Source organism: Streptomyces sp. NPDC033131 (genome assembly GCF_055578365.1).
The window spans coordinates 291,690-306,116 of sequence record NZ_JBVIPA010000004.1; the positions used below are offsets into that span (position 1 = coordinate 291,690).

9 protein-coding genes are annotated in these 14,427 nt (G+C 73.7%); 1 reads left to right on the top strand and 8 read right to left on the bottom strand.

The features are described from left to right. Positions 1–25: 25 nt before the first annotated feature. From ACZ5XS_RS08615 to ACZ5XS_RS08650, 8 genes are all read right to left on the bottom strand, one after another. The gene (locus ACZ5XS_RS08615) at positions 26–1,255 is read right to left on the bottom strand and encodes a PucR family transcriptional regulator (RefSeq protein ID WP_468649074.1); all 1,230 of its coding nucleotides are present in this window, start codon (positions 1,253–1,255) and stop codon (positions 26–28) included. Positions 1,256–1,377: 122 nt separating this feature from the next. Further along, a complete protein-coding gene (locus ACZ5XS_RS08620; protein WP_468649076.1) occupies positions 1,378–2,322 on the bottom strand; it encodes an alpha/beta hydrolase in 945 nt (314 codons plus the stop codon). A 21-nt stretch (positions 2,323–2,343) separates the two neighbouring features. Beyond that, a complete protein-coding gene (locus ACZ5XS_RS08625) occupies positions 2,344–6,429 on the bottom strand; it encodes an acyltransferase domain-containing protein (protein ID WP_468649078.1) in 4,086 nt (1,361 codons plus the stop codon). Next, the gene (locus tag ACZ5XS_RS08630) at positions 6,426–8,183 is read right to left on the bottom strand and encodes a fatty acyl-AMP ligase (protein ID WP_468649080.1); all 1,758 of its coding nucleotides are present in this window, start codon (positions 8,181–8,183) and stop codon (positions 6,426–6,428) included. The genes ACZ5XS_RS08625 and ACZ5XS_RS08630 overlap by 4 nt, the downstream gene beginning before the upstream one ends. Positions 8,184–8,258: 75 nt before the next feature. Continuing rightward, positions 8,259–9,830 (bottom strand): acyl-CoA carboxylase subunit beta, encoded by a 1,572-nt coding sequence (locus ACZ5XS_RS08635; protein ID WP_468649082.1) that lies wholly within the window; start codon positions 9,828–9,830, stop codon positions 8,259–8,261. A gap of 186 nt (positions 9,831–10,016) precedes the next feature. Continuing rightward, the gene (locus ACZ5XS_RS08640; RefSeq protein ID WP_468649084.1) at positions 10,017–10,529 is read right to left on the bottom strand and encodes a hypothetical protein; all 513 of its coding nucleotides are present in this window, start codon (positions 10,527–10,529) and stop codon (positions 10,017–10,019) included. Between the two features lie 153 nt (positions 10,530–10,682). Then, positions 10,683–11,537, bottom strand: coding sequence for a GNAT family N-acetyltransferase (locus ACZ5XS_RS08645; protein WP_468649086.1), 855 nt, complete (start codon positions 11,535–11,537; stop codon positions 10,683–10,685). A 249-nt stretch (positions 11,538–11,786) separates the two neighbouring features. Further along, a complete protein-coding gene (locus tag ACZ5XS_RS08650) occupies positions 11,787–12,515 on the bottom strand; it encodes a carbonic anhydrase (RefSeq protein WP_468649156.1) in 729 nt (242 codons plus the stop codon). Positions 12,516–12,780: 265 nt separating this feature from the next. On the opposite strand from ACZ5XS_RS08650, the gene ACZ5XS_RS08655 reads away from it, so the two are divergent. Further along, positions 12,781–14,340, top strand: a complete 1,560-nt coding sequence (locus ACZ5XS_RS08655) for an MFS transporter (RefSeq protein ID WP_468649088.1) — start codon at positions 12,781–12,783, stop codon at positions 14,338–14,340. Positions 14,341–14,427: the final 87 nt, after the last annotated feature.

The window sequence follows — 14,427 nt, forward strand, 5'->3', positions numbered from 1 at the left end:
CTCACCGGCTATCTCACCGGCTATCTCACCGGCTGTCGGGAGCCTGCTCCCGTAATGCCTCGGCGCGCAATGCCAGCACGAGGTCCAGGCGGCTGTCCGGCTCGTGCAGGGCCTCCCCGAAGAGCTTCTCCAGCTGCCTGAGGCGGTAGCGGACCGTCTGCGGGTGGATGTGGAGCCGGGCGGCGACGTCGGGGACGTTGCTGCCGCTGAGGAGCCAGGCGAGCAGGGTCTCGGCGAGCCGGGGGCGCTGCCCGGCCGAGACCGTGTCGAGCGGGGCCAGGACCCGTGCCTGCAAGTGCGCGAGCAGGGGCTCGTCGCCGTGCAGCAGCAGCGTCGACAGGTGGTCGGCGCAGCGCACCACGCCCTGCCGGGGCAGAATCCCGCGGCCCATCAGCGCGAGGGCCCGGCCGGCCCAGCGCAGCGACCGCGCCGCCTCGGTGACGCCGACCGACGGGCCGATCGCGGCCGGTCGTCCGCGCAGCGCGAGGGCGAACGCCCGGCCGCCGAAGCGGCCGGACCCGTCCGGGTCGGGCACCAGCATGCGCGGCGGCCGCGACTCCATGTCCACCAGCGCGCCGGCGGCGGCCAGCGGACGTTCCTCCTCACGCTGGTCGGGCCCGGCCGCGAGCGCCACGACCGCGACCTGCCGCGGCACCGGCCACCGCGCGCCGTGCGCGAGGTCCTGCACGGTCTCCAGGAACACCGGCCCTTCGCCCAGCAACAGGTCGAGCAGGCGCCTGCGACGCCGTTCCAGCTCGTCCGTGCTGTGCGACCGGGCCTCCGCGTAACCGGCCGCGGCCGCCTCCGCGACCTCGTGCACGGTCTGGAACGCGAGCTCCCCGAGCGCCGACACGGTCGCCGAGTCCAGCCCGAGCTGTTCCGCCGTGCGGCCCATCAGCCGCCAGGCGTGCAGGCCCCCCACGCGCAGCGCCGACTGCAGCGCGTCCAGACTGCGGCCCTCCAGGGCCTCGCCGCGCCCGAGTTCGTAGTACGTCGCGGCGATCGCGTCACCCCGGCCGCGCGGGTCGGCGATGTGGTCGACGAACAGCGTCAACGCCTGCACCACACCGGCTCTGAGATTGCGCCGGTCGTCCCCGTCGGCCAGGCGGAGGTACTCGGGAACCTGTCTGCGCACCTCCTCCTCCACCTCGTCGGCGACGGATTCCAGCTGGGCACGCAGCAGTTGGGCCAGATCGGACGGCACCGGCGGGGCTGTGGGACCGGTCGGCACGCCGTGCGGGACGGGAACGGCCACGGCGGACACTCCTTTCACCCGGAAGCGGCTCACCCACGGGTTGTTTCCCATGGGGCGAGTGGGACGTCCCGTGTTGGACGGACGATCCCTGCGCTCCGTTCCGTGCCCCGCCGGCTCCGGCCTCACTCGGGCAGACCCAGCGCACGGGCGAGCATCGGCCACGACGCGGCGAACTCCCCCTTCCAGTAGGCCCAGCTGTGTCCTCCTCCCGGATAGAAGTGCGTGGTGACCGGGACGCGGTGGCGCGCGAGCGTGTCCGTGAAACTGTGCGCGGAGGGCCACAGCGCGCTCTCCAGCGCCGCGGGCAGCGGATCACCGCTCCCGCCGGCCAGTCCGCTGCCGTTGGAGACGTACAGGGCGGTGCCGCGCAGCCCTTGTGCGCGGGCGCGCGGGTTGAAGTCGCGCCAGGTCAGGAGGTTCAGGATCGGGTTGCCCCACAGGGAGTGGACGACCAGGTTCTCGCGGGCCACGATGGCGTCCATGATGTTCGGCACACCGGGCGCCGTGGTGTCGAGGATGCCGCTGTAGGAGGCCGCGGCGGTGAACGCGCCGGGATGCCGGGCCGCGTGCGCCATGGCCCCGTACCCGCCGGTGGACACCCCGGCCACGGCCCGTACGCCGGAGGCCCGGTAGGCGCTGCGGAGCAGGGCCGGCACCTCCCGCACCTGGAAGGTCTCGTAGTCGGGTCCGCTGCGCCAGGCGGTGGGAATCCCGGTGGGGCCCGCGTCCGGCATCGCGACGATCAGGTTCCGGCCCTCGGTGAAGGCCTCGATGTCCGTCTCCCGGGTCCAGGAGGTGTAGTCGTCGTGGGCGCCGTGCAGCAGGTACAGCACGGGGTACGTCCGGGCCGGCTGCGTGTGGAAATCCGACGGCAGGATCAGCCGCACCGCCGCGCTGCGGCCCAGCGCGGCGGAGTGGACGGACACGTCCAGGGTGCGCGGCCCGAGCCGGGTGGCGGCCCTGGCCTGCCCGGTGGCCGCCCCGGCTCCGAACAGGACGGCCAGTCCCGTGGCGGCGGCCCCCTTGGTGACGGCGCGCCGGGACATGTGGGTGGTGCGGTGGGGCATGGCGGCTCCTCGGCTCTCGGTTCAGTTGGTCTGCTCGGCTCCTTCGGCGGCGTACGCAGGTGCGCCGAGCAGCCGCCGAAGATGTACGGCGATCACGTCGACGTGCGGCGGATCGAGCAGCGACAGATGGTGCCCGCCCACGGGGACGGCCTCCAGGCGCGAGCACAGCTCGTCCCAGCCCAGCGCCTCGTCGTCCCGTTCGTACGCCGGGTCGCGCACGGTGTGCGGCGCGGGCTCGGTGGCCCGGTACAGGACCACCCGCCCGTCGTAGGCGCCCGGCTGGTGCGCCTCGCCGATCGTCAGGTCCAGGTACGAGGACCGCTGATGCTCCAGCGCCGCCGGGGGCACGTCCACGGCCTCGCGCAGCGCCCGCAGCACGGCGTCGATCCGTTCCCCGTCGTCGTCCGTCGCCACGAGTTCGTCGTACGGCAGCTCCAGCCGGGCACCGTAGGTCTCGGCGACATGCCGGGCGAAGCCCGTGAAGTGGTCGCGGATCCGGTCGGCCCGGGTGCGCCCCGGCTGGGGCAGGGGCCGGACGGAGTCGATGAGCACCACCAGGTCGACGTCCCGCCCGGCGGCGGTCAGTTGCCGAGCGGTCTCCTGGGCGACGAACCCGCCGAAGGACCAACCACCCAGCAGACAGGGCCCGTCGGGGTGGGCGGTGGCGATGGCCTCCGCATAGCGGCGGGCCTTCTCGGTCACCGTGCGCGCCGTTTCCACCCGCTCCAGCCCGTACACCGGCCGGTCGTCCCCGAGCCGTTCGGCCAGCGCCCGGTAGACGTCGGTCGGACCGCCGGCGGCATGCACGAGGAAGAGCGGAGGCGCGGAACCGGAGTCCCGCAGAACCCGCAACGGCGAGCCCTCGCCCACCGCCCGCCGGACGCGCCCGGCCGCCTCCTCGACGGTCGCGGTGCCGAGCAGGTCGCGCAGCGGCAGCTCGATCCCGAACTCACGCTCCACGGCCGTACGGATGCGGACCGCCATCAGCGAGTCCAGCCCGAGGTCCGCCCAGGCGGCGTCCGGCGTGATCCGGGCCGTGGGGTGCCCGGTGACGGCGGCGACGTGGTGCCGGAGCCGGGCGAGCACGGACGTGGACCCGGCGTGCGGAGCGGCGACCGGCACATCGGCCGCCCCGTTCCCGGCGGCCGGCGCCTGCGCCGACCTGTTCCCGGCGGCCACGGGTGCCTGCGCCGGCCTCTTGCCGGTGGCTACCGGCGCCTGCGCCGGCCCGTTCCCGCGGCTACGAGCGCCGTCCGTCCACCAGTGCCGCACATGCCGCCAGCGCGGTGCGGGCAGGTCGATGACACGGCCGGGCGGCAGGGGCAGAGAGACCCCCGCGGCGTACAGGGCACCGAGCTGCCGCACGAACCCCGCCGAGCCGTCCGCGTCGCGGCGCAGCGTGCCCACGGTGAGGGCGTCGGGCACGGTGTCGACGACGGCCCCCGTCAGCACGGGGTGCGGCGAGATCTCCACGAAGGTGGTGTGGCCGTCTGCGGCGGCGGCCGCCAGCGCCCGGTCCAGACGCACGGGCCGTCGCAGGTTGGCCGCCCAGTGCGCGGCGTCGAACGCGCTCTCCCCGCGCGGGTCGGCCAGCACGGTGGAGTACACCGGAACCCGCGGCCGCCGCCCCTGCACACCGGCCAACGCCTCGGTCAGCTCCGGCAGCAACGGGTCCACCTGCGGTGAGTGTCCGGCACCCACCACCCGCATGGCCCGCGCCGCCCGGCCTTCCCGCTCCAGCCGGCGGACGAGCCGGGCCACCTCCGCCTCGTCACCGGTGACGACCTTGTGACGCGGCGAGGAGTGCACGGCCACCTGGACCCCGGGCAACTCCTTCGCCAGCGCCTCCAGTTCACCGTCTGCCAAGTCGACGACCGCCATGGCGCCGCCGCTCAGCCGGCTGAGCAGCCGGGCCCGTACGGCGATCACCCGGGCGGCGTCCGCCACGTCCAGGGCGCCCGCGCACACCGCGGCGGCCACCTCGCCCATGGAGTGGCCGATCACGGCGGCGGGTTCGACCCCGTAGGAACGCCACAGCTCGGCGAGCGCCACCTGAAGCCCGAACAGGACGGGCTGCGCGACCTCCAGGCGGTCCAGGCCGTCACCCGAGGCCAGCCGGTCGTACAGGGACAGGCCGCACTCCGCGGCCAGTTGGGGATCGAGCTTCTCCACGGCGGCCGCGAAGGCCGGTTCCTCCTCCAGCAGCCGCCGGCCCATGCCGGCCCACTGGCTGCCGTACCCGGAGAAGACCCACACCGGCCCGCGCCCGACGAGGCCACGTTCGCTCGTGACGGCCCGCGCATCGCTCCGTCCTGCCGCCAACGCGGCCAGGCCCTCGGCGAGTTCGTCCCGGTCGCGGGCGGCGACGGCGGCCCGTACGGGCCCGCGGCCGGTGCGCCCGGCGAGAGTGCGCGCCACGTCGGCGAGGTGCGCGGCGCGGCCCTCGCCGGTGCGGAGCCAGCCGGCCAGCCGGGAAGCGGTGTCGTGAAGGCGCTCGGTGTCGACGTCGGAGAGCGGGTACAGGCGGGCGGCGGGCTCCTGTACGGCGCCGGGCAGCAGGGCTCCGGGCCGCCATTCCTCCAGTACGGCATGGGCGTTGGTGCCGCTGAACCCGAAGCCGGAGACGCCGGCGACGGCCGTGCCGCCGTAGCGGGGCCACGGCTCGGGCTCGGTCACCACCCGCAGGCGTGCGTCGCCGAGGGCGCCCTCGGCGCAGTGCAGGGAGGACGGGATGCGGTCGTGGTGCAGGGCGAGGACCGTCTTCACCAGGCCGGCGATGCCCGCGGCGGACTCCAGGTGGCCGAGGTTGCCCTTGACGGAACCGAGCAGCAGCGGCTGGTCGGGGTCGCGGCCGGCGCCGAGCACGGCATCGAGCGCACCGGCCTCGATCGGGTCGCCGAGGGAGGTGCCGGTTCCGTGCGCCTCGACGTAGTCGACGCACGCCGGGTCGAGCCCGGCCCGGGCGTACGCGCTCTGCAGCACGGCCTGCTGGGCGGCGGGGTTGGGTGCCATCAGGCCGCCCGAGCGGCCGTCGGAGTTGACGGCGGTGGCTCGGATCACCGCCAGCACCCGGTCGCCGTCCCGTTCGGCGTCGGACAGCCGCTTCAGGAGCACCGCCGCGCAGCCCTCGCCGCGGCCGATCCCGTCCGCCGCCGCCGAGAACGGCTTGCACCGGCCGTCCGGCGCCAGCGCACCGGCCCGCCGGAACGCGACACCGACGGTGGGGGAGAGCAGCAGGTTGACCCCGGCGGCGATCGCCGCGTCGCTCTCGCCGGTCCGCAGGCTGACGCAGGCCTGGTGCAGGGCGACCAGCGAGGAGGAACAGGCCGTGTCGACGGCCACGCTCGGCCCGTGGGTGTCCAGGACGTACGCCAGGCGTCCCGCGGCGACACTCAGGGCCGCCCCGGCCGGCGCCCACGGATCGACGGCGGCCGGGTCGGCACCGGTGAGCTGCCCGTACTCCGGGGCGGAGATGCCGACGAAGACGCCGGTGGCGGTGCCCGCCAGGGACGCGGCCGGGACGGCGGCGTGGTCGAGCGCCTCGTGGACGACCTCCAGCAGGATGCGCTGCTGAGGGTCCATCACCGCCGCCTCACGCGGGGTGATGTGGAAGAAGTCCGCGTCGAACCCCGCGATGTCCTCGAGGTAGCCGCCGTACGGGGACGCGTCGGCGGGCGGAAACGCGGTGAAGTCGCGCCACCGGTCCTCAGGCACCCGGCGGATCGCGTCGACGCCCTCGCCCAGCAGCCGCCAGTAGTCGGCCGGCCCGTGCACCCCGCCGGGCAGCCGGCACCCGACCCCGATGACCGCGACGGGCTCACCCGGCGCCACCGTGGGAGCCACCGCGAGCGGGGTGGTCTCCTCCGCCCAGCCGCACAGACGGGACACCAGCGCCTCGCCGGTCGGCGTCTCCCACAGCAGGGTGGAGGGCAGTTCGCGACCGAGCGCGTGCGACAGCTCCCCGGCCAGGGCGACCGCGTCCCTGGAGGACATGCCGAGGTCGGCGAGCGGCCGGTCCATGGGGACGTTCTCGGGAGCCATGTCGTTCCATACGGCCACCCGCTCGGCGATCAGCCGGCGCAGCGCGGCCTCGTCGACGGCCGTCATCGCGCGCCCCCCGCCGCCCCGACGGGCCGCCCGTAGGCGCCCTCCAGGTAGCGCGCCCGCGTGAGCGCCCGCGACACCTTGCCGCTCGACGTTCGCGGCACGGTGCCCGGCGCCACGAGCACCACGTCCGCGGGCCGCAGCCCGTGCCGTACGGAGACCGCGGCGCGCACCGCGCGCACCAGAGCCGGTACGTCGAGCGCGTCGAGGTGCGCGGTGCGCGCGTGCTCGGCCACGACCACGACCCGCTCGCCCTCGGGACCGGGCACGGGGAAGGCGGCGAGCCGGTCCCGGCGCACCGCCGGATGCGCCTCCTGGGCGGTGGCCTCCACGTCCTGCGGGTAGTGGTTGCGCCCGTCGACGACGATGAGGTCCTTCAACCGTCCGGTGACCACCAGCTGTCCGTCCAGTACCGTCCCCAGATCGCCGGTGCGCAGCCAGCGGCCGCCGGCCCCGGGACCGGCCGTCTCGCCGCCGAAGACGTCCAGGGACTCCGCGGCCCGGTTGCGGTAGCCGCGTCCGACGTTGGGTCCCTGCACCCGGATCTCGCCGACCTCGCCCTCCGGCAGGACGGCATCCGTCGCGGGGTCGGTGATCCGCACCCGCTGCCCCGCCGGGGTTCCGCAGCCGGCCAGCAGCACGGCTCTGGGATCGTCCGGCCGTGCGGGCAGGGCCTTCCCGGCGGCGAGGGCGTCCCGGTCCAGAGCGAACCGCCGCAGCGGCTCACCGGGCCGGGCGGCGCTGACGAACACCGTCGCCTCGGCAAGCCCGTACGAGGGACAGTGCCGGTCCGGCGGCAGCCCCCGCTCGGCGAACGCGGCGTGGAAGCGGTCGACGGTGCCGGGGCGCACCGGCTCGCTCCCGTTGATCAGCGCGGCCACGCCGTCCAGCCGCAGATCGGCCTTCTGTTCGGCCGTGACGGCGGCGGCACAGTAGTCGTAGGCGAAGTTGGGCGCGGCGGTCAGCGCCCGGGGATGCGCGGCCAGCAGGCGCAGCCAGCGCACCGGCTGGTGCAGGAAGGCCGCCGGGTCCATGAGCACCGACAGCAGTCCCCGCACGACGGGAGCGGCCACACTCAGCACCAGCCCCATGTCGTGGTACAGCGGCAGCCAGCCGACACAGGTCACCGGGTGCGCGTCGGCACGGTAGGCGGTCAGCGCCTGCCGCGCGTTGGCGACGACGTTGGCGTGCGTGATCTCCACGCCCGCCGGCGCCCGCGTCGACCCGGAGGTGTACTGCAGATAGGCGACCGCCTCCGGGTCGACGGCGACCGGCCTGAAGTGCTCGGCGGCGGCGTCGGCGACCTGGTCCGCGCCGACGACGCGCAGGGACCGGTCCGCGCAGAACTCCCGTACGGCCTCCACTTCGCGCCGGGTGGTCACCACGACCGTGGGGGAGGCGTCGGCCAGCACGCCCGCGAGCCGGTCGGCGTGCCCCGGCAGACCGGGCGGATACAGCGGTACGGCGACCATCCCGGCGGCCAGGGCCGCCAGGAACCCCGTGACGTACTCGACGCCCTGCGGGCACAGCAGCGCCACCCGCGCCCCCGGTTCGGCCTCCTCGGCGAGCCGGGCGGCGAGTGCCCGTACCCGCAGGTCCAGGCGTCGCCAGGTCAGGGTGCGGTGCACGCCGCGCGAGTGCGGGGCGGGATGTTCGACGAAGGTGAAGGCCCGTCGGTCGGGGGCGGCTTCGGCCCAGTGCCGCACGTACTCCGGCAGGGTCCGGCACGCGGGCGTGAGCGGGGGGCGGCTGTCCATCAGGGGAGTGGCTCCTCACGTCGCGGAAGCGTCTTGCGGGGCGGAGGCGTTGCGCGGTGGAACGGGCCGGGAAGCTCAGAGCGGGATGTTGCCGTGCCGTCGCTGCGGCATCGGTGCCCGTTTGCCCCGCAGGGCGCGCAGGGCGCGGCAGATGTGGGCGCGGGTCTCGCGCGGCGCGATGACGGCGTCGACGTATCCGCGTTCGGCGGCCAGATAGGGGGTGCCGTAGGTGCTCTCGTACGTGGCGACGAGCCGGGCGCGCAGCGCCTCGGGATCGTCCGCGGCGGCGAGTTCACGCCGGTGCAGCACCCCCACCGCCCCCTCCGCGCCCATGACGGCGATCCGCGCGGTGGGCCAGGCGAGGTTGACGTCGGCGCCCAGATGTTTGGAGCCCATGACCGCGTAGCCGCCCCCGTACGCCTTGCGGACGACCACGGTCACCTTGGGAACGGTCGCCTCGGCATAGGCGTACAACAGCTTGGCGCCCCGCCGGATGATCCCGCCCCGCTCCTGCCGCACACCGGACAGATAGCCCGGCACGTCGGCGAAGGTCAGCAGCGGGATGCCGAACGCGTCGCAGAACCGCACGAAGCGCGCGGCCTTCTCGGAGGCGTCGATGTCGAGCACCCCGGCCGAGTGCAGCGGCTGGTTGGCGACGACCCCGACCGAACGGCCCTCGACCCGGGCCAGCGCACAGATGATGTTCGGCGCGAACAGCTCCTGCACGTGGAGGAGTTCACCGTCGTCCACGACCGCCCGCAGGATGTCCCGCATGTCGTAGACCTGCCCGAGCCGGTCGGGGACGACCTCGTCGAGCCAGTCCGCGGCGGGCGCGGACCCGGGTGCGTACTCGGGGGGCCGTTCGAGGTTGTTGGCGGGCAGGTACGACAGCAGTTCCCGTACGGTCTCCAGGGCGTCGCCCTCGTCGGCGGCGAGGAAGTGCGCGTTGCCGTTGACGGCGTTGCTGGCGCGGGCGCCGCCCAGGTCCTCGGCGGTGGTGCGCTCGCCGGTCACGGCCTCGATGACGTCGGGCCCGGTGACGAACATGTGGGAGGCGCTGTCCACCATCACCGTGAAGTCGGTGATGGCCGGCGAGTACGCGGCCCCGCCCGCGCACGGCCCCAGCACGACCGAGAGCTGCGGGATCACCCCGGACGCCTGCACGTTGCGGCGCACCAGCTCGGCGTAGAGGGCGAGCGAGGCGACGCCCTCCTGGATGCGGGCGCCGCCGGAGTCGTTGAGCCCGACGACCGGACAGCCGGTCTTCAGGGCCAGGTCCATCAGGGCGACGGTCTTCTCGCCGAAGGCCTCGCCCATGCTGCCGCCGAAGACGGTGGAGTCCTGGGCGAACACGCACACCGGTCGGCCGTCGACCGTGCCGTGCCCGGTGACGACGCCGTCACCGTAGGGGCGGTGTCCCCCGCCCTCGGTGAGGCGGGCGCGGACGAACTGTCCCGTCTCGGTGAAGGAGCCCGCGTCGAGCAGCCGGTCGATCCGCTCCCGGGCCCCGAACTCCCCGCGTCTTCTCGGGCCCCCCGGCGCGAGGGCCGTCGCTCGACGGCGTTCCAGGTCGGCGACCCGGTCGACGGTTCGGTCGGGTGTGCACGCCGTCTGCGCTGCCTGGGGTGTCGTCACCTCTGTCGTCACAGCCACCTCCGAAGTCGCCTCCGAATATGGCAGCGACCTAAGGGAGGTCCGGGCGGATCGGCGGTGCGTTTGCCTGAGGTGAGTGCGGCGCGCCGCCGCTTAGTCCCGGAGTGACAAGCGGTCGCGGGCGAGGCCGCCACCCGGCGCACGAGTGGCGGCCTCGGCCGGTATCGCGTCGGGCACGGGTCAGGCCGTGTTCCCGGCGGTCCTGGTGCGGCGCGCCGCGTACAGACCGCCACCGGCGATGGCCAGGACGGCCAGCCCACCGGCGGTCACACCCGGCGAGGCAAGCGCGCCGCCTCCGGTGTGCATCCCACCGTGGGGCTTGTCGTGGCCGCCCTTGGAGTGGCCGCCGCTGTACGAGTCCTTGTAGGTCTCCGGGTCGTGCTTGGTGTTCTTGTACGCCTCCGTGCCGTCCTTGCCGCTCCGGTAGGTCTCAGGGTCGTGCTTGGGGTCCCGTGCCGTGCCCCACTCCTCGTCGTCCGCCACGGTCAGCGCGCCGCCACCGGTGTGCATGCCGCCGCGTGGCGCGTCGTGCCTGCCGTCCTTGCCGTGCTCCTTGTTGTATGAAGAGCTTTCATGACTGTCCGAGGACTTCTCGTGGCCCCAGTCACCCCCGTCCGCGTGGGCGCCGGGTGCGGCGATCCCGACGACCGCCGCGGCCGCCGCCGCGGCCAGGAGCATGCGTGTAGAGCGCATCTGTATTCCTTCCGCCTCGGCCGGGACAGCTGCCACTTCGTCAGCCGACGTGACCCGACCTCGACGTGATCCACCGTCAGTCAGCCCCGCGGATCCCACCACTCCAGAGGCTCACTCGGGCGAACGGCGCGGTCACCCGCACCGGTGCCCGCCTCACGTGAGGGTCACTTCCCAGGTGTCGACGGCGTAGTGCACGCTCATCCCGTTGCGCGCGTACAACTCGGGCGCTCCGGTCGCGTTGGCGGTGTCCACGCCGAGTCCCACGGCGTCCCGTCCCCGCCCGGCGAAGGCGGCGAACGCGTGCCGCAGCAGGAACCCGCCCAGCCCTCGCCCCCGGGCCTCGCGCGACACGCCGATGCTGCGGATCCAGCCCATGGCCTCGCGGTCGTCACGGGCGATCAGGAACCCGACATCCCCGAGGTCGTCGGTGCTGACGATGAACACCAGCGACCAGTCGAGCCTCTCGCCGTCGACGTCGTGCAGCCACGGGCCGTACGCCCGCGGCTGGAAGTCGAAGTGCCCGGCGAACGAGGCCTGGTACAGCCCGTGCACGCGCACCCGGTCCGACTCGGCCTCGCAGGACCGCACCCGCACCCCGTCGGGCGCCGTCGGCGGCGGCGCCTGGCCAGGACCGAGGGCCCGCCGCAGCACGTGATACCGCCGTACGACCGTCCACCCCCGTGCGCGCAGCAGCCCGGTGTCGACCGTGGGCGCCACGTTGAGATGCAGATGCACCACGGCCCGCTCGGCACCGTTCGCACGCGCCTTGTGCAGCGCCCTGACCTGCATCGCGTCCAGGATCCGCGCCCCGGCCGGCTGGTGATCGGGCAGCACGTAGTGGTCGGCGTCGATGCGCTCGCCCTTGGACTCGTCCCACAGCAGCCCGTACGCCACCAGCCGCTCCCCGTCGAAGGCCAGCCAGGAGTCGCGCCCGAGATCGGTCTCCGGATGCCTGAGATCGGCTTCGACCGTGTGCAGGTCGGTCTCCGCCCGGCCGATCTCCAGCACGTCGACGGCGTTGAGCAGACCGGTGATGACCGGGGGCGTCGGCGAGTGAGGCGGGGCGCAGCGGAGAGGACATGGGGTCAGGGTCCGGGGGAGGAGGGGCCGCCGCAACGGATTTTCGGGGGCGGCGTGCCACAGCGCCGTCTGGCGCGAAAAGGGTGGGTGGACGCCCAGGGGCGGACCCCGCGCAGCGCCTCGCACCCGGCGTTCACGGCGCGCGGACCGTGAGGCCCGCGCGCCGGCGTGTGGTGGTCAGACGATGTGGTGGACGACCTGGTTGGTCAGTTCGTAGCGGGCGCCGACGATGGCCAGCTGACCGGTGTTCACCTTGGCGGCGAGGTCCGGCTCGGCGGCGAGCCGGGTGCGGACGGCCCGGATGTTGGCGTCGATGGTGGAGTCGACGCGGGCGTCGCCGTCCTTGGTGCGGTCGATGTTCGGCGCTATCTGGTCGGCCAGATACTGGATGTGGGCGGGCAGTTCCTCGCCGGAGGTGTCCGCCTGGACGGCGGCCTTGACGGCGCCGCACGACTGGTGGCCCAGCACCAGGACCAGCGGAATCTGCAGTTCGAGGACGCCGTACGCGACGCTGCCGAGCACGGCCTCGTCCAGGACCTCCCCGGCGGTGCGCACGGTGAGCAGATCACCGAGGCCCTGGTCGAAGACGAGCTCCGGCGGCACCCGGGAGTCGACGCACCCGAGGATGACGGCGAAGGGGTGCTGACCCGAGGTCACGCTCTGCCGGACGGTGGGGGTCTCGTCCGGGTGCTTCTCCCGGTAGGTGCTCCAGCGGGCGTTGCCCGCCGCCAGTGCGCGCAGGGCTTCGTCGGGAGTGCTGGGACGACGGCTCGTGCCGCGGCTCGCCGCGGAGGCGGGGATCGCGGCCAGGGTGACGCCGGTCCCGAGGGCCGCGGCCCCGGACAGCCCGGCGCGCAGGAAGCCGCGACGGGACGCGGCGAACCGTGCGCGGGCAGAGGTGGCCATTTGCCGGCCGGAGGTTCTGAGGGGGGTGTCTTCGGTCTTCACGGAGAGGAACGTACGTCCGAGTCGGAGGTTGATCCCTCGCGTTGCCCAACCATGGCCGGACGGGGGGAAATCATCAGCGGATCTTGGTCTCCTCTTGGCGCTACCCAGCGCATCCCTTGACCTGCCGGCCGGCCGGTGATTCGGAGCAGGCGTTTCCCGTGTGCCGCACGCGAACTCGGGCAGCAGCGGTGACGTGCGCCGGACGATCGGCGCGGTACAGGTCATGTCGCGAGAAAGGCGCACCGTGGTCGAGGCGAGGCCCGAGGGGCAGTCCCATCCGCCGGGCGGGGGAAACATCCCGAAGTCCGTCGCGAACCTGCCACGGCAGGTCCGCGACGAGCTGACCCGACGACTCCGCCGGAACAAGGGTGCCTTCCGCGAAGAGGACGTCCAGGTCGTCGAACGGCCGCTGCTCAAGCGTGCGGTCGGTGCCTCCGCGCTCGGCAACTGCATGGAGTGGTTCGACTTCGGCGTCTACAGCTACCTCGCCGCCACCATCGGCAAGGTGTTCTTCCCGGACGCCTCACCGGCCGCCCAGGTGGTCTCGTCCTTCGCGACCTTCGCCGCCGCGTTCGTCGTCCGGCCTCTCGGCGGCCTCGTCTTCGGCCCGCTGGGCGACCGGATCGGCCGGCAGAAGGTGCTCGCCACCACCATGATCATGATGGCGGCCGGCACCTTCGCCATCGGCCTGATCCCCAGTTACGACACCATCGGCATCGCGGCCCCGGTGCTCCTGCTGCTCGCCCGCATGGTCCAGGGATTCTCCACCGGCGGCGAGTACGGCGGCGCCACCACCTTCGTCGCCGAGTACTCCCCGGACCGTCGCCGCGGCTTCCTCTCCAGCTGGCTCGACTTCGGCACCTTCACCGGCTACGCCCTCGGCTCCGCCCTGGTCACGGTGCTGAACCTGCTGCTCAGCGATGCCGAGATGGTCTCCTGGGGCTGGCGCCTACCGTTCCTGATCGCCGGGCCGCTCGGCGTCATCGGTCTCTACATGCGGCTCAAGCTGGAGGAGTCCCCGGCGTTCCAGCAGCAGTTGGACGAACACGAGAAGAACCTCGCTCAGGAGTCGGCGGGCGGCGAGCTGCGCACCATCGTCAAGGACCACTGGCGGCCGCTGCTGATCTGCATGGGCCTCGTGCTGCTCTACAACGTGACCAACTACATGGTCACCGGGTTCCTGCCCACCTATCAGACCGAGACGCTGCACCGCTCCAGCGGCTCCGCCGACGTCCTGGTGCTGATCGGCATGGTGTGGATCGTGCTGCTGATCACCTTCATCGGGCGGTTCAGCGACCGCGTCGGCCGGCGGCCCGTCTACGCCGTCGCGGCCGCCGCGATGATCGTCCTCGCCGTCCCGTCCTTCCTCCTCGTCAAGGCGGACGGAACCTGGCCGCCGATCCTCGGCGTACTGATCCTCTCCACCCTGCTGGCCTGCTTCGCCGCTCCGAGCGCCGCCACCCTGCCCGCCCTGTTCCCGACAGCCGTCCGCTACGCCGCCATGGGCATCGGCTTCAACTTCGCCGTCGCCGCCTTCGGCGGAACCACCCCGCTGGTGACCGAGGCGCTGGTCAGCGTCACCGGCAATGACCTCGTCCCGGCCTACTACCTGATGCTGGCCGGTGTCATCGGCCTGGTGACGGTGAAGTTCCTGCCGGAGAGCGCCCAGGTCCCCCTCGACGGCTCACAGCCGATGGTCGGTTCCCGGGAGGAACAGCGGGAACTGATCAGCACCTCCACGGACCTGTACCGCGTCGAACACCGGCACACCGGGGTCCGCTGACGACGCCGTGGGTGCGGGGCCGTCCGGGGCGGCACGTTGTGCACTGCATTCGAGACAACCTGACATGGGAAGAGATGCAGACTTCAT

What these genes read in the sequence shown, in the direction of transcription:
- ACZ5XS_RS08630 (WP_468649080.1), bottom strand. Translation starts at nt 8,183, where the DNA reads ATGGACAGCCGCCCCCCGCTCACGCCCGCGTGCCGGACCCTGCCGGAG.
- ACZ5XS_RS08620 (WP_468649076.1), bottom strand. Translation starts at nt 2,322, where the DNA reads ATGCCCCACCGCACCACCCACATGTCCCGGCGCGCCGTCACCAAGGGG.
- ACZ5XS_RS08640 (WP_468649084.1), bottom strand. Translation starts at nt 10,529, where the DNA reads ATGCGCTCTACACGCATGCTCCTGGCCGCGGCGGCGGCCGCGGCGGTC.
- ACZ5XS_RS08655 (WP_468649088.1), top strand. Translation starts at nt 12,781, where the DNA reads ATGTCGCGAGAAAGGCGCACCGTGGTCGAGGCGAGGCCCGAGGGGCAG.
- ACZ5XS_RS08625 (WP_468649078.1), bottom strand. Translation starts at nt 6,429, where the DNA reads ATGACGGCCGTCGACGAGGCCGCGCTGCGCCGGCTGATCGCCGAGCGG.
- ACZ5XS_RS08650 (WP_468649156.1), bottom strand. Translation starts at nt 12,515, where the DNA reads ATGGCCACCTCTGCCCGCGCACGGTTCGCCGCGTCCCGTCGCGGCTTC.